Here is a 17,356-nt window from a genome sequence, read left to right as displayed (position 1 = left end):
GGGGAGTGCAAAGTGCCAGTTCCATTCGGTGGAATGACCCACTCCAGATGTCCGGTGTCACGGTAAGGGGGCGGGACCGCAACCCAGCATCCCTTGCCGACGTGGCGCACTCCGACGCCGATCCACTGGCCGGCCCGGCCGGGAGGCAGGAAGAAGCCCACCCTTCGAGCTCTTCTGTGCCTGAGGACGGGGCCGGGAGTGTGCAGCGGGTCCTCCCACAGGACGTTGAGAGCGAGCAGCCCGAGGCTTTCGGGGACACTGAGAACGGTCCAGTAGCGCCCGGCTTCCAGCAGGGTGATGCCCATTCCGGAGTCCCACTGCCGTTTGCACGCTCGGGGGTCGGAGGAGGCCGCGGCAAGCCACTCCACACTGCGCATCCATGCTGAGTTCCACATGTGATCTCCTGAAAGGCCTCGTCGGGGACGCGCCATACCCATGGCTGTGCACTGAGTACGTATCTGCAGGTCAAACGGTGATCATGCTGATGGTTGCCGGAAGGCCGGGGGAAGGGTGGCGAACCCTGGCGCTTCGGGGATCACCGTTGTGGGTGACAGCAGGCAGCCCGGGCATCGGCAACGTCGCGTGATGCCCGGGTTTATGCTCGCGAGGTTCCAGGCGGTGAGGGCCGTTGAGCGCAGCAGGTCCCACGAACTCGCGTGAGCGCCGGTTTGCGTGACCTATCACGATGCGAATCCCCGCACCGCGAAACGCACATGGTGTTCGGTGCGTAGCGTGTTCAACGGTTCAGGATTTGCGGGTACACTTGCAGCGTTACACGCGGGTATATGGCGGACGCAGCGGGCTCCCTGAAGAGATATGTAGCTTACCGGTTAATCGTGCTAATCAATGTCTGACTCCATGCAAATGGACCGGTCCGGCCGGAGTTTCATTAGACCGGCTCCTCGTGTGGAGTTGCAGAGCGGGCCCGACTGTCTCCCTTTCCGGTCGGGCCCGCTCAAAGTCGATTCGGACTTACCTACGGAACATCCTGAGACGGTGCTCGCCGATCTTCTCACGGGCGTTTGGATCGGTAACACCCAAGCCGGGGTGAGGGGCGAGACACAACACGCCTACCTTGCCGATGTGCTGATTGGTTTGAACACTGCGGGCCGCAACCCCGACTTCATCCAAGGTGTATGTTGCGGAAAGGGCTGGAACCACATGCCCCAACGCGATGAGTCTATTGACTTCCCACTGCTCGTGGAGGTTTGCGCCGTGACTCCCGATGATCCTCTTCAGGCGCATCCAAAGGTATCTGTTGTCATAAAGGTGATCGTAACCAGTGCTCGACCCACAGGTCACGACGGCGCCCCCACGCCTGGCAAGGAAGACGGAAGCGGCAAAGGTCTTTCTCCCGACGTGTTCGAAGACAATGTGCGGGTCCTCCCCGACCATGTCGCGGATGGCTCGCCCCATCCTCTTCCACCCCTCGGGCTGCTGCAGAATCGCGGGATCGCCGTCCTCGAGGTCGGCTCGGTTGATGACCGCATGGCATCCGAGCGCCTTCAACAGCTCTGCTTTTTCAGCCGAGTTGACAACGCCGACAGGGATCCCGCCGCCGTTGAGAACCAGCTGAATGGCGTAGGATCCCAGCCCTCCGGTAGCGCCCCAAACAAGAACAACATCTCCTTGCTTCATCTGCGCTCCGCGGTCGCTGACCAACATTCGGTAAGCAGTGCTTGCGCATAGCGGATTGACTGCCGCCTCCTCCCAGGTCAGAGCAGCAGGCTTAGGCATCAACTGACTGGCCCGCACCACTGCATAATGCGCCAGTCCTCCAAAATTGGTCTCGAAACCCCAAGCCTTCTGTCCCTCTCCGAGCATTCCGTCCCGATGGGTGTCGTGGTCCTGCTCGTCGACGTAGGCGGGGGAAATCACAACATGATCACCCACCTTCCATTTTCGTACAGAAGAACCTGTCCTGACGATGACTCCCGATGCGTCAGAGCCGACGATGTGGTAAGGCAGGTCGTGGCGCTTCTCCCAGCCGCCAGCCTTGCCCATCTGCTTGAGGAACTGGAATGTGGGGATCGGTTCGAACATGGCCGTCCACACAGTGTTGTAGTTAATGGAACTGGCCATGACGGCAACCAACGCCTCATCGGGCGCCAGATCGGGCATGGGTACCTTGTCAATGACAATGGACTTGCGTACGTCCTTGTCTTCCATGGACTGAAAGACGTCGATGTCTTCCTCGCGCACAGTGGCAGCCGGGAAATAGTCTGGGACCGGGAGGCCTTCCAGGTCCGCTGCCTCGGCACCAGCGATGACCGCTTCGGACATGGACGTCTGCATCATGACTCCCTATTGACCAACGTCGGCGACGTTACTACTCCCGCACATTCCTTTCCCAGGAAGCCCTGACCCAGCGAGCAGCGCAAGCGCAAGAAAAGCAGTGTGCTCTAGTCCCCGGAAAAATCCCAGGTCAACTGGGCAGTGCACACTCCCGGTCCGCCCGGCTCTCCTCCCCTAATGGAGCAGGCCGCCACACCTGCACTCGACCGCGCAGTTCCTCATACCTCGGGTGAGGGGCCAGTGGTAACCACTTCACCCTGCTGGGGTTCACCTGCGGCCATTGGGGTGAAGGGGAGCAACCATGCGGTCCAGGCGGAGTTGTTCAAGGCGCTCCGGTGGACGGGGTTACTCCAGAAGGGACCAGCAAGTGATCAAGAAGGTTATGGCTGCCGCGGTGGTCGCCGCTTCCGTTGTCGGAGCCTCGGCGGTCTTCGCGCCCCAGGCGCTGGCCATCGGGAACGATGGTGGCGTCAGCACCGCCAACGGCAACGGTGCCGCGCAGATCTACGGCAACCAGGCGACGTACGGGAAGATGAGCCCGCAGATGGCCCTCATTCAGGGTTCGCTGAACAAGCCCTGCCTCGCCCTGCCCACGAAGGTCAACACCCAGTCCTTGACGACGGTCACCACCGCCCTCCAGGACGTCCCGATCCTCTCGGCTCCGCAGAACCAGCAGTGCACCGAAAACTCCACCCAGGCCAAGGGCGACGAGCCGCTGTCGCACATCCTGGACAACATCCCGGTCCTGTCCGGCAACGGCTCCAGCCACAGCTGATCGGGCGACGCACGCAGCGGGCCGCCGAATTCTCGGCGGCCCGTTCGCTTACCTTCCTCGCATGGCGAAGAACCCTTTCCGATTCCGGAATTCATTGCGGCGCCTGCTCATTCCGGGAATCGCACTACTGTCCGCCCTGCCCCTTCTCGGCAACTCCGCGTTCCGGGCTCCCGAGAAAGCCGACCACGGAACGAACATCCTGCTGCTGGGAACCGACGGACGCGACACCATCACACCCGAGGAAAAGCGGAAGTTCCACGCGGGTGGTGTCGCCTGCGACTGCACGGACGTCATGATGCTCGTGCATCTCTCCAAAAGCCGGGACCACGTGAGTGTGGTCAGTCTGCCACGCGACTCCCTCGTACAGATTCCCGCCCGGCGCGACGACTTCACCGGAAAACAGCGTCCGGCGCATCCGGCGAAACTCAACAACGCCTATGCCGAGGGCGGCGCCCAGCTCACCGTGCGCACTGTGCAGGACATGACGCAGGTGCCGATCGACAACTTCGTGCAGATCGACTTCCGCCGGTTCATGGACGCCGTGGACGAAGTCGGCGGAGTCGAGGTCTGTACGGACCGCCGGCTGAAGGACTCAGCCACCAAGCTCGACCTCGCGCCCGGCCGGCACCGGCTCGGCGGCGGGCAGTCCCTGCAGTACGTCCGCTCCCGCCATGTGGACGGTTCGGCGGACCTGGGCCGGATTCAACGTCAGCACCGGTTCCTGGTCGCGGCGTTGCGCGGACTGGTGTCCCGGCATGTGCTGACCGACCCGGAAGCGATGCTGCGCATCGGCCGCACCATCCTCGGCACTGCTTCCGTCGACCAGGGCTTCGGGACCGGTGACCTGGTGGAGCTGGCGTCCGTACTGAGCCGGGTGCCACTGTCGGGCACCGAGTTCACCACGGTGCCGATCGCCGGCTTCAACCCGGTCATCAAGGGCGTCGGCTCGACACTGCGCTGGGACCGGAAGAAGGCCGACCAGGTGTTCGCCGACCTGCGTGCGGACCGGCCGCTGATCCCGGCGGGACAGAACCCCCTCCCCAGCGATCCGCCGGACATGCGCTCCTCCCTGCCCGTCCGGGGAAGCTCACTCGCGTGTCGGTAACGACATAACACTTTCTCCTCCACACTGGGCCGAATGGGGCAAACGGCGCAACCAAACCCCCACTCGGTGGTTGGTCAAAACGCGGCTCTACAACGGGGTCCGCTCTCCGAAACTCTGCACCGGAGTCCGCTCTCCGAAGGGAAAGAAACATGAAGAAGCTGTGGGCAAGCGCGGCCATCGCCGCCTCCATCGTCGGCGCCACGGCCGCGACCGCCGCCCCTGCCTTGGCGATCGGCAACGACAACGGGGTCACCACCGTGAACGGCAACGGCTCCGTCCAGAAGTACGGCAACCAGGCCACGCACGGCGACATGAGCCCCCAGCTCGCGCTCGTGCAGGGTTCGCTGAACAAGCCCTGCCTCGCCCTGCCCTCGAAGGTCAACACCCAGACCATCGCGTCGGTCACCACCGCCCTCCAGGACGTCCCGATCCTCTCGGCCCCGCAGAACCAGCAGTGCACCGAGAACTCCACCCAGGCCAAGGGCGACGAGCCGCTGTCGCACATCCTGGACAACATCCCGGTCCTGTCCGGCAACGGCGCCAGCAACAGCTGACCGCAGCACCGCCGAAGCGGGCCGCCGAGCACATCGGCGGCCCGCTTTCGTGTGCCCGGGCGGCTACTTGGCGTACAGCGCCTCGATCTCGTCCGCGTGCGCGGCCCGCACGGCGTGCCGCTTGACCTTCAGGGACGGGGTGAGCAGGCCGTTCTCCTCGTTGAACTCGCCCTCGACCAGCGTGAAGGCGCGGATCGACTCGGCGCGCGAGACGGCCTCGTTGGCGTAGTCGACGGCCCGTTGTACGTCGGCCCTCATCCGGGGGTCGCGTACCACCTCGGACATCGGGGTGTCGGCGGGCAGCCCGCGGACGGACAGCCAGTGGGCGACCGCCTCCGGTTCGAGGGTGATCAGGGCGGCGACGAAGGGTCGGTTGTCGCCGACGACGACGCACTGGCCGATCGGCGGGCGGCTGCGCAGCCGGTCCTCCAGTACGGCCGGGGAGACGTTCTTGCCGCCGGAGGTGACGAGGATGTCCTTCTTGCGGCCGGTGATGGTGAGATAGCCGTCCTCGTCGAGCGCGCCGAGGTCGCCGGTGGCGAACCACTCGTCCTGGAGCACGGCGTCCGTGGCCGCCGGGTTGTTCCAGTAGGCGCCGAAGACGATGCCGCCCTTGATCAGGACCTCGCCGTCGTCGGCGATGCGCACCGCGGTGCCGGGGACGGGCTGGCCGACGGTGCCCGGGCGGGGCCTGAGCGGGGGCACGATGGTGGCGGCCGCGCTGGTCTCGGTCAGGCCGTAGCCCTCGTAGACGATGACCCCGGCGGCGTAGAAGAAGAGGTTGAGGTCGCGGTCGAGCGGGGAGCCGCCGCTGATGGCGTAGCGCATACGGCCGCCGAGTTCCTTGCGGACGCGGCGGTAGACCAGCAGGTCGTACAGGGCCCAGGCGGCGTACAGGGCGGGGCCCGGGCCCTTGCCCCGGTCGAGGAACTTGTCGAGGTACGCCGCTGCGAAGCGGACGCCGACACGGTCGGCGCGGTCGAATGAGGCGCCCCGGCCGATCTTCTCGGCGGTGGCGCGTCCGGTGTCGTGGATCTTCTCGAAGAGGTACGGCACGCCGACCAGGAAGGTGGGGCGGAACTCCTTGAGGGCGGGCCGGAGTTCGTCGGGCTTGATGCTGGGGCAGTGGCCGATCTCGATACGGGCCATCAGACAGGCGATCTGCAGGGTGCGGCCGAGGATGTGGGCGAGCGGGAGGAAGAGGAGGGTGGAGGCCTGCTGGCGGGTGACCTCCTTGAAGATGGGGTGCAGCAGCTCGACCGTGTTGGCGGCCTCGGCGTGCAGGTTGGCGTGGGTGAGCACACAGCCCTTGGGCCGGCCGGTGGTGCCGGAGGTGTAGCAGATCGTCGCGATCGTGTCCGGCGTCAGGGCGGTACGGCGCTTGGTGACCTCCTCGTCGGGGACGTCCCGGCCGAGGACGGTGAGCTCGGTGAGCGCGCCCTCGTCCACCTCCCAGGTGCGGGGCGGGGTCCGGTGGCCGGCGGTTCCGGTCGTCACCGTGGCGGTGTTGTCGGCGGTCTCGGTGACGACGAAGCGGGCGCCGGAGTCGCGGACGATCCACTCGACCTGCTCGGCGGAGGAGGTGGCGTAGACCGGGACGGTCTGGCCGCCGGCCGCCCAGATGGCGAAGTCGAGGACCGTCCACTCGTAGCGGGTGCGGGACATCACGGCGACCCGGCCGCCCGGTTCGAGGCCGGCCGCGATCAACCCCTTGGCGACGGCGCTCACTTCGCGGGCGAAGGCGGCCGCGGTGACCGGCTGCCAGGTGCCGTGCAGCTTGCGGCGCAGGATCACGGCGTCCGGGGCCTCGGCCGCGTTGGTGTAGGGCAGGTCGGCGGTACTGCCGGTGGTGAGTGTCTTCGCCATCGGCGCGGTGCGGGCCTCGCGCACCGTGCCGGACGCGTCCCTGACGACCTCGACCCTGGTGCGCGCGGCCAGGTCACCGCGTTGTTTCGCTCGCTTCAGATCCTTGCGTACGCCCATGACGGCTCCCGGTCGGCTCGGACTGGGAGCACAACTTACTCGCAAGTAAGGAGGAGTCAATGGGGCCGGATCATTTCATGGCGCTCGCCTCGTCGATCGCCTCCGCCAGCCGGTCGACGTCCTGGTCCTCGGTCTTCTTCGCCAACGCGTGGGCCCGTTCGCCGAGTTCGCCGAGGCCGGGGTTGCCGGGGAGGGAGCCGACGTCGTCGGCCTCGGAGGCGCGGGTGCGCAGGGTGTCGGCGAAGTAGGCGGCGATCGCGGTGACCTGGAAGCGGCTGGGGGCGCTCCACACGTCGTCGTGCAGGGCGTCGGTCTCCAGCTGGCCGGACTCCTCGTGCGGGGCACGGGACTTCGGGTCGAGCCAGCGGACGCTCGCGGTGGCGAGGTGGCCGTCGGCGCCGGGTTTGGTGCGCACGGCGTACAGGGCGGTGACGGTGTGGCCGGGGCCGACCTCGCCGCCGTCGACGTTGTCGTCGCGGAAGTCCTCGTCGGCGACCTTGCGGTCGTCGTAGCCGACGAGGTGGAACTCGGCGACGGTCTCCGGGTCGAAGGCGACCTGGGCCTTGGCGTCCCGGGCGGTGAGCTCGATGTTCTGCGGGAGCTGGTCGACGAAGACCTTGCGGGCGTCGTCGTCGCCGGAGACGTAGGCGGTGTGGCCGTCGCCCTTGTCGGCCAGGCGTTCCATCAGGGCGTCGCCGTAGTCGCTGCCGACGCCGACCCCGAAGAGGGTGATGCCGTGGTCGCGGCGTTCGCGGGAGACGCGTTCGAGGATGGAGTCGGCGTGTGTGTCGCCGGTGTTGGCGAGACCGTCGGAGATCAGTACGACCCGGTTGGTGGCGCCCTCGCGCAGGCCGTCGGTGGCGGTGGCATAGCCCTGCTCGACGCCCGCGCCGAGGTTGGTGGAGTCCTCGGTCTCCAGGTCGTCGACGGCGTCGTGGACCTTGCCGCGGTGGCCGCCGAGGCGGGTCATCGGCAGGACGGTCCGCGCCTCGTCGCTGAAGGTGACCAGGGCGACCGAGTCGTCGTCGCCGAGCTGGTCGGTCATCGTGTCGAGGGACTTCTTCGCCAGGTCGAGGCGGCCGGGCTCGCCCATGGAGCCCGAGACGTCGACGACGAACGTGAGCGCGGCGGGCGGGCGTTCGCCGGAGTCGGCGGCGCGGGTGGCGAGGCCGACGCGGACCAGGGACCAGGCGGATCTGGCGGTGCGGGCCCCGTCGACGGTGACCGAGAAGCCGTTGCCGTCGGGGCGGTCGTAGTCCTGGCGGAAGCTGTTGACGAACTCCTCGGGGCGCACCTGCGAGGGGTCCGGCAGCCGGCCGTCGGCGAGGACCCGGCGGGCGTAGCCGTAGGAGGCGGTGTCGACGTCGAGGGCGAAGGTGGAGAGGTGGTCGGCGGACGGGCTGTCGTCCGGGCTCTCGGCGCGTTGCTCCCCGGCCGCCGCCGAGCCGGCCGGGGCCGGGAGGCCGCCGGTGCGGTGCGAGCGGTCCGCCGAACTGGTGTTGCTTTCCTGGCCCGCGCTGCACGCCGTGAGCAGCAGGCCGCCCGTCGCCGCGAGGGCGAGCAGGGCGACGCGCAGCCGTCGGGTCCGACGGTGTGCCGTGCCGGGCCCTGGTGTTGGGTACCGCTGCTCCATCTTCCGTGCCCCCTCTGCCGATTGACCGGTGGTTCGAACGGCCGTGTTGGCGTCGCCGTCTGTGACTGTGACGGCGGAGGGGGTCGGAACGTGCGTGACGAACCGTTGCGGATGGATCTCGAAGCGGCCACGATCATGGCCCGCCGAGACCGGTGGGTGACCCTCCGTTGACCTAGGAGACCACGTCCTTGCGGGCGAAACCGCGGAAGGCCAGGGCGAACAGGACGAGCGCGTACGTTATGGAAATCGCGGTGCCCTGGATCATGCCGGACCACTCCGGATGCGGCTGGACGGCGTCCGCCCAGGCGAACTGCCAGTGCGCGGGCAGGAAGTCCCGCCAGTGGCCGAGGGCGGTCACCGCGTCCAGGACGTTGCCGACGATGGTCAGGCCGACCGCGCCGCCGACCGCGCCGAGCGGCGCGTCGGTCTTGGTCGACAGCCAGAACGCCAGCCCGGCGGTGACCAGTTGGGACACGAAGATGTACGCCACCACCACCAGCAGGCGCTGCGTGGCCGTGCCGGTGTCCAGCGCGCCGCCGGTGGGGATCTGCAGCGGGCCCCAGCCGTAGGCGGCCGTGCCGACGGCCAGGGCGACCACCGGCAGCAGGATCATCGCGGCGAGGCTCAGGCCGAGTCCGACGACGAGCTTGGACCACAGCAGGCGGGCGCGCGGCACGGGTGCGGCCAGCAGATAGCGCAGGGAGGACCAGCCGGCCTCCGAGGCGACGGTGTCCCCGCAGAACAGGGCGACCGGGATGACCAGCAGGAAACCGGCCGACACGAACAGGTTGACGGCGGCGAAGTTGGCGCCGGACGCCGTCGCCGTGTCCATCAGCGTCACCTGGCCGTTGCCCTGGCTCGGGTTGCCGATCGCGAAGGCGATCAGCAGCACGAACGGCAGCGCGGCGAGGATGGCGCCCATGACCAGCGTGCGGCGGCGCTTCAACTGCCGTACCAGCTCGACCCGCAGGGGCAGGGTGCGGCCCGCCCGGTATCCGGAGGCGGTCTCGGTGCGCTCGACGAGCGTGCTCATGCGGAACCTCCGATCAGGGTGAGGAAGGCGTCCTCCAGGCGGCGGTGCGGGCCCACCGACCGGACGGGCACTTCGAGCCGTACGAGTTCGACGACCAGGCGCTGGGCGCTGCCGTCAGGGGCGAGCCGGACCAGGAGGCCGCCGTCGGCGGGCACCGCGGAGGCGACGCCCGGCAGGGTGGCGACCTTCTCGACGACCGGCTCCTCCACGGGTGCGGCGGTGCCGACGAGCAGGGTGTCACCCGAGCCGATGATCTCCCCGACCGGTCCCGCCTGGACGAGCCGGCCGCGGTCCATGACGACGAGGTGCGTGCAGGACTGCTCGACCTCCGCGAGGAGGTGGCTGGAGACGATGACCGTACGGCCGGCGGCCGCGTAGCGGATCATCACCTCGCGCATCTCGCGGATCTGCGGCGGGTCCAGGCCGTTGGTCGGTTCGTCGAGGATGAGCAGGTCCGGCAGGCCCAGCATGGCCTGGGCGATGGCCAGGCGCTGGCGCATGCCCTGGGAGTAGGTGCGCACGGCCCGGGCGAGCGCGTCGCCGAGCCCGGCGATCTCCAGGGCCTCCTGAAGATGGGCGTCCTCGGGCGGGCGGCCCGTGGCCTGCCAGTACAGCTCCAGGTTCTCCCGGCCGGACAGGTGCGGCAGGAAGCCCGCGCCCTCCACGAAGGCGCCGACCCGGGAGAGGACCGGGGCGCCGGGGCGGATGGCGTGGCCGAAGACGCGGATCTCGCCGGCGTCCGGCTTGATCAGGCCCATCAGCATGCGCAGGGTGGTCGTCTTGCCCGCGCCGTTCGGCCCCAGCAGGCCGAGAACCTGGCCCTTCTCGACGCGGAAGGTCACCTCCCGGACCGCGTACCGGTCGGCGGAGCGGGCGTACCGCTTGCTGAGGCCGGTGATCTGCAGCGGGATGTCGGCGAGAGCGGGGTCGGGCGGCGGTGCCGCGGTCGTGCGGCGACGGCTCGTCAGGAGCAGGGCCAGGGCGATGACCGCGCCGGCCAGCGGCAGCCACCACACCCAGGACGGCAGCGGGGCGGCGGCGGTCGTCACACCGGGGGCCGTCGGCACCGTCAGGTCGCCCTTCAGCGAGACGGTGTACGTCGCCGGGGCGGTCGGGGAGGCGTAGCCGAGGTCGGTGGAGGCGAGGACCAGGCGCAGCCGGTGGCCCTGCTCGATCTCGTGGTCGATCGCCGGGAGCGTGATCGTGACGTCCTTGCCGGCCTTGGCGCCTTCGACGCGGACGGGCGTCACCAGCTGCGAGGGCAGCACGGGGGTGCCGCCGCCGGGCCCGACGTCGTACACCTTCGCGAAGAGGACGGCGTCGTCGCTCGTCGACCTCACGTGCACGGTGACGGTCGGCGATCCCGTGATGCGCAGGCCGGTGCCGAGCGGCGCCGAGTCGAACCGGGCGTACTGGCCGGGGAAGTCCAGCGAGACGCCGACGCCGAGCGAGGACAGCTGGGCGAGGCCGCCCGCGCCGCCGAGGCCGGGCAGGGCCGAGACGCCGGGCGGGGTGGCGCCGGGCGGGTTGTCGAAGCGCTGCCGGGTGCCGCGCAGGGCGACCGGGCGCCGCCCGCTCTCCAGGCCCGGGTAGGTGGTGTCGGTGGCGCCGCGCAGCTGGGCCGCGCCGCTGGTGGAGTCGACGCCTCCGGTGCGGGTGACGCGGAAGGCCGGGCCGGTGTCGGTGCCCTGGTCGTCCTTGAGGTACCGGTCGAACCAGGCACGCACGCGTGACTGCGTCCGCCCGGTCTCCATGTCGCCGCCGTCGTGCCCGCCGGCGATCCAGTCGACGTCCACCGGGGCGCCGTTGGCGCGGATCGCCTGCGCGGCCGCGTCCGCCTGGCCGAGCGGGAAGAGGGAGTCGGTCTGGCCCTGCATCAGCAGGGTGGGGACCTTGATGCGGCTGCCGACGGCGGAGGGGGAACGGGCCTGGAGCAGCTCGCGGGCCCGGGCGTCGGGCCTGCCCGACTCGGCGACCCGCTCGTACATCCGGCACAGCTGAGGTTCGAACTTCTCACAGCCGCCGCCGGAGTTGACGAAGATGCCGGCCCACAGCTTCTTGAAGACGCCGTTCGGGAACAGGGCGTCCGCGAGGTTCCAGTAGGTGATCGCCGGGGCGATGGCGTCCACGCGCCGGTCGTAGCCGGCGGCGAGCAGGGAGATCGCGCCGCCGTACGAGGCGCCGGCGACGCCCACGCGCGGGTCGCCGGGCTTGTCGAGCCGGACCTGGGGCTGCTTCGCCAGCCAGTCGATGAGCTGGGAGACGTCCGCGACCTCGCCCTTGGGGTCGTTCAGGCCGATTTTGCCCGTGGACCTGCCGAAGCCCCGGGCGGACCAGGTCAGTACCGCGTAGCCGTCTCTGGCGAGGTCCTCCGCCTGCTGCCGTACGTCCTGCTTGCTGCCGCCGAAGCCGTGGGCCAGCAGCACGGCGGGCCTGCGGCCGGCGGGACCGGACGTGAAGTACGAGGTGTCGACGCGGACACCGTCGATGGCCATGACGCGGTCGGTCCGGTGCACCGGGGGCTTGCTGTCCGAGGCGACGGCCGTCCACGTTCCCGCGCCCGCGAGTACGACGACGGCGGCCCCGGCGGCCAGCAGCCGTCGGGGCCTCCGCAGCAGCCCTCGCGGGCGGGGCAGTCGAAGATCCATGCGTCAACCGTAAAGGGCGCCGCCGGCAAAGGAGGCAGACCCCGGGGTGAACCCCCGGCCCTCCCACGGACGTACGGTCCGCCCGGCACGTACACCAGGTGCGGTAGGAAGCTACGCCCGGGCGACCTCCGGGATGGATACGAGCCACCTCGTGTACAGGGTCGCCGCCGTGGTCCAGGTCCTGGCCATCGTGCTGCACCTGCGGGAAGAAGGGTCTTCACAGGCGGCAGCCCGTGAAGACCCTTCACCCCAACCTCACATTGGGAGAAACCGAGGTGGGGCTCGCTCAGTGAATCACCGGCCCTCCCAGACAACTCCCCGGGTCGGCACTGCGGGAGGAGCCGTCGGTCAGGCGGCGGTCACACAAGCGTTGGCCTTGAGTGCCGCGCTGGTGGTGAGCACCGCATTCAGCGCCAGATTGATCTGGCCCTGGTTCGGCGGGACGGCCGTCACCGCCGCGACCAGGGCCTTGAGGTCCTGCTGGAGCTGAAGAGCGAGAGCTGCACAGATCGGAGTCACGGGGGGCGTCGGGAGACACAGCTGAGCCTGGAGCTGGACGACCGTGGCCTGGGCCGCGGTGAGTGCCGCCTGGGCCGCGACGACATCGGGCGGCGTTGCGGCCAGAGCAGTCTGGGCGGCCTTCAGCTGCGTAGAAAGCTGAGCGCTCAGAGCGGCGCAGGTCAGCGACCTGGCCTCCTGAGTCTTCACTTCCTGAACGACAGGGACATGCTTGGTGATCTGCGGGGTCGTGGCCGCTGTGGCTGCCGGGGAGAGAGCCATAGCCAGGGAGGTCAGGACCGCGGCTGACGCGACAGCGGACCCGAAGCGCTTGAGGGATGGCATTCCGCGCCTTTCTCTGTGTGTGATTGAGGAAGCTGGTGGGGATGTCCCCCGTGTCCAGAAGGCCCCGCAACGTGATCGGCAGCAATCCAGCCATCCTGTTCACCCCGGGCCGCAGGAGGCGCCAGGAGACCGTGATCGACAGAAAACACCAGGTCAGAAGCGTTTGGAGCGCGAAATTCGTACCGCGGTTCCCATTACTGTGAATGAGTGGCCCTAAGGGCAACCAGCACGGTGGGCCCGGACCTGCCGCCATCTCGCAGGGGAACGCGGCACGGCTGCCGCGGTCGGCGTCGAGCGGGTGACGTCACCGGCGACTCGGGTCGGCCGAGGCGCTTCCCAGGACCGGGGGCGCGGGTGGGGCAGACCGACTCGGTCGATCTGGAACGACGAACTCGAGGAACTGTTCCCGCGTACCGGCCACCGCTTCAGGCGCATCGAGCCGCGTCGCAGGATGCATGACTACATCCGTGGACCACTGGGCCCGGTCGGCCGAAAGAACGGCTGGCAGCCGGCCGAGTACGCCGGACACCGCACACCCGACCGTCTCCGGCGGCTCCTGACGGCGCACGTTGAGACGCCGACGAACTGCAGCACCTCTGCGGCACCGCCGGACGAACCGAGAACTGCCGGCGTTGTCGAGTTCCTCACCGGCCAGGGCACGTGCAAACCGACACGCAGACGGCGCGGTGACTTCGCCGGCCTTCTACACGTCCGCCTCGGACCGCCGTTCCTCGAGGATCTCAAGGACCTGAATCTTGCCCGCCGGGACGATGTGAGCAGCGGGAATGTAGTGGTGCGTCGTCCACCACGCGTCCGTATCGATCTCCTGGCCCGCCCGCCCCCACTGCATCATCTCCAGTTCCTCCCCAGGCCGGAAAACCCTCGGCTTGCCCTCCAGTGAGTTGGCGCGATGTTCCTCGCTGATACGGACCCGAGCACGCATGAACCAGTCATGCGCAGCGACATCTCCAGGCAGGTCACCATCAGTCATTCCAGACATGTACCCGAATCACTCCACATCGTGCATATCGCCACGCCGACCGGCCGGCGCACACTGACCGGCAGGAAGCGACGCCGACCACACGTCCTTGAATGTGAACCCATTCGGCCTGGATCGACCATCCCAAAGGAGTGATCGACCCGCTGGGCCGGCGCATCGCCGTCCTGCTGACCCGCCTGGGGCGGGACGAGGACATCGAGAAAATGGACAGCATCCCACAGCCAAGGTCAGACGATCGTTCGACCCTTCGTGTCGGCTCACTGAAATGAAGCTGCGGAGATAAGGTGCGTAGTGCTTTGTCAATGCGTGTCGGCTCTCTTCGGTCGCCTGCGCAGCTGGTTGCCGCTCGGAGGAAGTAGCCGTGCAGATCTGTGTAGTGGCGCTCGGAAAGATCGGCCTGCCGCTGGCTGTCCAGTTCGCGACAAAAGGCCACCACGTCATCGGCGCCGACGTGGACGAGCGAGTCGTGCGCCTGGTCAATGAGGGCGTTGAGCCTTTCCCGGGCGAGGCTGAACTCGCTGAGCGGCTGAAGCGCGTCGTCGCGGCGGGGCGGTTGCTCGCCACCACCGACACGACCGCGGCGGTCACGCACGCCGACGCGGTCGTGCTGGTCGTTCCGGTATATGTCGACGCGCAGGGCTCGCCCGACTTCGGCTGGATGGATTCGGCGACGCAGGCGGTGGCGCGCGGACTGCGGCCGGGCACACTCGTGTCGTACGAGACGACACTGCCTGTCGGTACCACTCGAGGGCGCTGGGCGCCCATGCTCGAGCGGGGCAGCGGGCTGACCGCGGGCCGGGACTTCGCTCTCGTCTTCAGCCCCGAAAGGGTGCTGACCGGACGTGTATTCGCCGACCTGTGCCGCTACCCCAAGCTGCTCGGCGGCATCGACATGGCCTCCGCCCGCCGAGGTGTCGAGTTCTACGAGTCCCTCCTCGACTTCGACGTACGCGACGAACTGCCTCGTCCCAACGGCGTCTGGGACCTTGGCTCAGCGGAGGCCGCGGAGTTCGCGAAGCTGGCCGAGACGACCTACCGTGACGTGAACATCGGGCTGGCGAACCAGTTCGCACGGTTCGCGGACCGCATCGGCATCGACGTGGAGCTGGTGATCGACGGCTGCAACTCGCAGCCCTACAGCCACATCCACAGGCCTGGCATCGCCGTAGGCGGTCACTGCATTCCCGTCTATCCGCGGATGTATCTGTGGAACGACTCGGACGCGACAGTCGTACAAGAGGCCCGCGCGACCAATGCCTCGATGCCCGAGTACGCGGTACGGCGGCTTGCGGAGGTGTACGGCGACCTAACCGGCGCAGGCGTAGTGGTATTGGGCGCGGCCTATCGGGGTGGCGTCAAGGAGACCGCATTCTCCGGGGTGTTCCCCGTCGTCGAGGCGCTACGGGCGCGGGGCGCCGACCCGTACGTGTCCGACCCGCTGTACACGGCCGATGAGCTGAGGGCACGCGGCCTGCCGCCGTACAGCGGCCAGACGGTCACCGCCGCTGTCGTCCAAGCCGATCACGGCGAGTACCGAGAGCTAGGGTCCGATCGGTTCCCGGAGGTGCGCGTCGTGGTCGACGGGCGGCGGATCACCGACCCCGATCGATGGGCCGGGGCCGAGGTGATCCTGCTTGGTGCGCCCTCCCATCAGCGGGCTTGAGATCCGCTCACGTGATCTTCCAGCGCCCGCACCACACGGGGTGCTGCTTTGCCGTCGCCGTACGGCACGCCGCGTGAGCTCTTGGGCGCAGGACGCAGGACGGTGTCACGCCATGCCTGGGAGCCCAGTTCACAAGGATCCGGCACGAGTGCGTTCCAGCCGCCCCGAAGCGTTTCGGGCCATTCCGTCTCCGTACGGAGAGTCGTGCAGACGCGCTCCAGCAGGAACGCCTCTTTCTGGAGTCCTCCCGAGTCGGTGATCACGCCGCGCGAGCCGAGCACCGTGCGGATCAGCTCTGCGTAGGGAAGGGGGCGGCTGATATGGAGAGAGCCGCTGTCGAGCTTGATGCCGAAGTCCTCCGCACGTGCGAGCAGCCGGGGATGGGCGGCCAAGGCGACGGGAACCGGCAGACTGGCCAGGGCATCCACGAGAGCGGCCAGGCGATCGGGACGATCCGTGTTCTCGGCCCGGTGCAGTGTGGCGAAGAGGTAGGGCCCCTGGGCGCTGAGGAAGGCCGGATGTGCGGCGGTGGCTTTGTCCCTCAGCACCTGGTCTCTGATGCGCAGGCACACGTCGACCATGACGTCCCCGGTCAGAACCACACGGTCGGCCAGGCCCTCGGCTGCCAGGTGGTGCACCGCCTCCTCGGTGGGTGCGAGCAGCAGATCGGCAGCGTGGTCCGTGAGGACGCGGTTGTGCTCCTCCGGCATCCGCCGGTTGAAAGAGCGCAGGCCCGCTTCGAGGTGGGCAACGGGGATGTGCTGTTTGGCAGCGGAAAGCGCGCCGGCAAGAGTGGAGTTGGTGTCTCCGTAAACCAACACCCATTCGGGGTGTGCGGCGGCGATGACGGGATCGAGAGCCGCCAGAATGGTGCCGGTCTGCACGCCGTGGGTGCCTGAGCCGACGCCCAGGTGCACGTGGGGCTCGGGGATGGAGAGGCCGGTGAAGAAGACGTCGGACAAATCGGAGTCGTAGTGCTGACCGGTGTGGACGATCATATGATCGTGATCCGTGTTGCCGAAAGCTGCGGCGACTGCGGCAAGCTTGACGAATTGGGGTCGCGCCCCGACTACGCTCATGACCTTCACGGGCTCGACTTTTCTCGGTATTGAGCTGAAAGCTCCGTCAGAATTCCGTCCTTCTCCGAGTAGAGATTCCCGTTACTCGGGCACTCCCAGAGTCCGCCCCGATCCGGCAGTGCGCGCAGACGCTCGCCGGCAGGTCCCACCCATCCGATCTGACGGGCAGGGACACCGGCAACGAGGGCGAAATCCGGCACATCCTTGGTGACGACGGCCCCCGCGGCGACCATCGCCCAGCGGCCGATGCCGACCGGAGCCACACACACTGAGCGCGCGCCGAGTGACGCGCCCTCAGCGACCCGGACGCCGACAGCTTCCCAGTCACCAGCGCGCTTCAGACATCCGTCCGCGCCGACGGCGCGAGGATTGCGGTCGTTCGTGAGGACGACCGCAGGCCCGACGAAGACGCCGTCGGCCAACTCTGCAGGCTCGTACACCAGTGCATGGTTCTGAATCTTGACCCTGTGGCCGATCTTCACCCCGGGCCCCACATAGACACCCCGGCCCACGACGCAGTCACAGCCGAGCACGGCTTCCTCGCGAATCTGCGCGAGTTCCCACACTGTCGTACCTGGGCTCAGCACGGCTGACTCGTCGACCTGTGCACCGGGTGCGATCCGCACCTGCGGAAACGCCACCTCACCGCTCTGGTTCATGTGCTGAGCAACGAGCACCGACTGCTCTGGATACTGCTCTCCGGACAACCTCGCCAGGCTGGTTCCCGGTCCTCGGCAGGGGTGCT

General features: G+C 68.4%; 13 protein-coding genes and 1 pseudogene. 5 read left to right on the top strand and 9 right to left on the bottom strand.

The window, feature by feature from the left end:
* Positions 1 to 972 precede the first annotated feature (972 nt).
* On the bottom strand, positions 973 to 2,298 hold the full coding sequence (ccrA, locus tag ACWCQ1_RS01725) for a crotonyl-CoA carboxylase/reductase (protein WP_451025611.1): 1,326 nt from the start codon (positions 2,296 to 2,298) through the stop codon (positions 973 to 975).
* 364 nt (positions 2,299 to 2,662) lie between these two features.
* Here ccrA and ACWCQ1_RS01720 point away from each other — a divergent pair, with 364 nt between their 5' ends.
* The 3 genes from ACWCQ1_RS01720 to ACWCQ1_RS01710 all read left to right on the top strand — a co-directional run bounded on the left by ACWCQ1_RS01720 (position 2,663) and on the right by ACWCQ1_RS01710 (position 4,729).
* The gene (locus tag ACWCQ1_RS01720; protein ID WP_133040871.1) at positions 2,663 to 3,070 is read left to right on the top strand and encodes a rodlin; all 408 of its coding nucleotides are present in this window, start codon (positions 2,663 to 2,665) and stop codon (positions 3,068 to 3,070) included.
* Between the two features lie 61 nt (positions 3,071 to 3,131).
* Positions 3,132 to 4,175, top strand: coding sequence for an LCP family protein (locus tag ACWCQ1_RS01715; protein WP_133040870.1), 1,044 nt, complete (start codon positions 3,132 to 3,134; stop codon positions 4,173 to 4,175).
* 149 nt (positions 4,176 to 4,324) lie between these two features.
* Positions 4,325 to 4,729, top strand: coding sequence for a rodlin (locus tag ACWCQ1_RS01710; RefSeq protein ID WP_451025610.1), 405 nt, complete (start codon positions 4,325 to 4,327; stop codon positions 4,727 to 4,729).
* 63 nt (positions 4,730 to 4,792) lie between these two features.
* On the opposite strand, the gene ACWCQ1_RS01705 is transcribed toward ACWCQ1_RS01710, so the two are convergent.
* The 5 genes from ACWCQ1_RS01705 to ACWCQ1_RS01685 all read right to left on the bottom strand — a co-directional run bounded on the left by ACWCQ1_RS01705 (position 4,793) and on the right by ACWCQ1_RS01685 (position 12,734).
* On the bottom strand, positions 4,793 to 6,712 hold the full coding sequence (locus ACWCQ1_RS01705) for an AMP-dependent synthetase/ligase (RefSeq protein ID WP_451025609.1): 1,920 nt from the start codon (positions 6,710 to 6,712) through the stop codon (positions 4,793 to 4,795).
* 70 nt (positions 6,713 to 6,782) lie between these two features.
* Complete coding sequence (locus ACWCQ1_RS01700; RefSeq protein ID WP_358593740.1) at positions 6,783 to 8,345, bottom strand: vWA domain-containing protein; 1,563 nt, start codon at positions 8,343 to 8,345, stop codon at positions 6,783 to 6,785.
* A gap of 172 nt (positions 8,346 to 8,517) precedes the next feature.
* On the bottom strand, positions 8,518 to 9,378 hold the full coding sequence (locus ACWCQ1_RS01695) for an ABC transporter permease (RefSeq protein ID WP_133040866.1): 861 nt from the start codon (positions 9,376 to 9,378) through the stop codon (positions 8,518 to 8,520).
* Complete coding sequence (locus tag ACWCQ1_RS01690) at positions 9,375 to 12,026, bottom strand: CocE/NonD family hydrolase (protein ID WP_451025608.1); 2,652 nt, start codon at positions 12,024 to 12,026, stop codon at positions 9,375 to 9,377. Before ACWCQ1_RS01690 ends, ACWCQ1_RS01695 begins: the two co-directional genes overlap by 4 nt.
* Before the next feature lie 348 nt (positions 12,027 to 12,374).
* A complete protein-coding gene (locus ACWCQ1_RS01685) occupies positions 12,375 to 12,734 on the bottom strand; it encodes a hypothetical protein (protein WP_358593743.1) in 360 nt (119 codons plus the stop codon).
* A 511-nt stretch (positions 12,735 to 13,245) separates the two neighbouring features.
* Here ACWCQ1_RS01685 and ACWCQ1_RS01680 point away from each other — a divergent pair.
* A pseudogene (locus tag ACWCQ1_RS01680) lies at positions 13,246 to 13,431 on the top strand (IS701 family transposase); the annotation flags it as partial.
* Positions 13,432 to 13,572: 141 nt separating this feature from the next.
* Here the strand turns inward: ACWCQ1_RS01680 and ACWCQ1_RS01675 are convergent.
* The gene (locus ACWCQ1_RS01675; RefSeq protein WP_358593744.1) at positions 13,573 to 13,812 is read right to left on the bottom strand and encodes a hypothetical protein; all 240 of its coding nucleotides are present in this window, start codon (positions 13,810 to 13,812) and stop codon (positions 13,573 to 13,575) included.
* A 418-nt stretch (positions 13,813 to 14,230) separates the two neighbouring features.
* On the opposite strand from ACWCQ1_RS01675, the gene ACWCQ1_RS01670 reads away from it, so the two are divergent.
* Entirely contained in the window at positions 14,231 to 15,532 is a 1,302-nt protein-coding gene (locus tag ACWCQ1_RS01670; protein WP_451025607.1) for a nucleotide sugar dehydrogenase, read from the top strand.
* Here ACWCQ1_RS01670 and wecB read toward each other — a convergent pair.
* Both wecB and ACWCQ1_RS01660 read right to left on the bottom strand, forming a co-directional pair.
* Positions 15,520 to 16,620 (bottom strand): non-hydrolyzing UDP-N-acetylglucosamine 2-epimerase, encoded by a 1,101-nt coding sequence (gene wecB, locus ACWCQ1_RS01665; protein WP_451025606.1) that lies wholly within the window; start codon positions 16,618 to 16,620, stop codon positions 15,520 to 15,522. The genes ACWCQ1_RS01670 and wecB overlap by 13 nt on opposite strands.
* Positions 16,617 to 17,270, bottom strand: a complete 654-nt coding sequence (locus tag ACWCQ1_RS01660) for an acyltransferase (protein WP_451025675.1) — start codon at positions 17,268 to 17,270, stop codon at positions 16,617 to 16,619. The genes wecB and ACWCQ1_RS01660 overlap by 4 nt, the downstream gene beginning before the upstream one ends.
* Positions 17,271 to 17,356 lie beyond the last annotated feature (86 nt).

This window comes from Streptomyces sp. NPDC002144 (assembly GCF_053593695.1).
The sequence above is the reverse complement of the archived record's forward strand: the minus strand, read 5'-3'. Positions and strand labels throughout refer to the sequence as shown.

Bases quoted from the DNA above. Each gene is read 5' to 3' on its own strand.
- ACWCQ1_RS01660 (WP_451025675.1), bottom strand. From the start codon at position 17,270: ATGAACCAGAGCGGTGAGGTGGCGTTTCCGCAGGTGCGGATCGCACCC.
- ccrA (WP_451025611.1), bottom strand. From the start codon at position 2,298: ATGATGCAGACGTCCATGTCCGAAGCGGTCATCGCTGGTGCCGAGGCA.
- ACWCQ1_RS01675 (WP_358593744.1), bottom strand. From the start codon at position 13,812: ATGCGTGCTCGGGTCCGTATCAGCGAGGAACATCGCGCCAACTCACTG.
- ACWCQ1_RS01695 (WP_133040866.1), bottom strand. From the start codon at position 9,378: ATGAGCACGCTCGTCGAGCGCACCGAGACCGCCTCCGGATACCGGGCG.
- ACWCQ1_RS01690 (WP_451025608.1), bottom strand. From the start codon at position 12,026: ATGGATCTTCGACTGCCCCGCCCGCGAGGGCTGCTGCGGAGGCCCCGA.
- ACWCQ1_RS01705 (WP_451025609.1), bottom strand. From the start codon at position 6,712: ATGGGCGTACGCAAGGATCTGAAGCGAGCGAAACAACGCGGTGACCTG.
- ACWCQ1_RS01710 (WP_451025610.1), top strand. From the start codon at position 4,325: ATGAAGAAGCTGTGGGCAAGCGCGGCCATCGCCGCCTCCATCGTCGGC.
- ACWCQ1_RS01715 (WP_133040870.1), top strand. From the start codon at position 3,132: ATGGCGAAGAACCCTTTCCGATTCCGGAATTCATTGCGGCGCCTGCTC.
- ACWCQ1_RS01700 (WP_358593740.1), bottom strand. From the start codon at position 8,345: ATGGAGCAGCGGTACCCAACACCAGGGCCCGGCACGGCACACCGTCGG.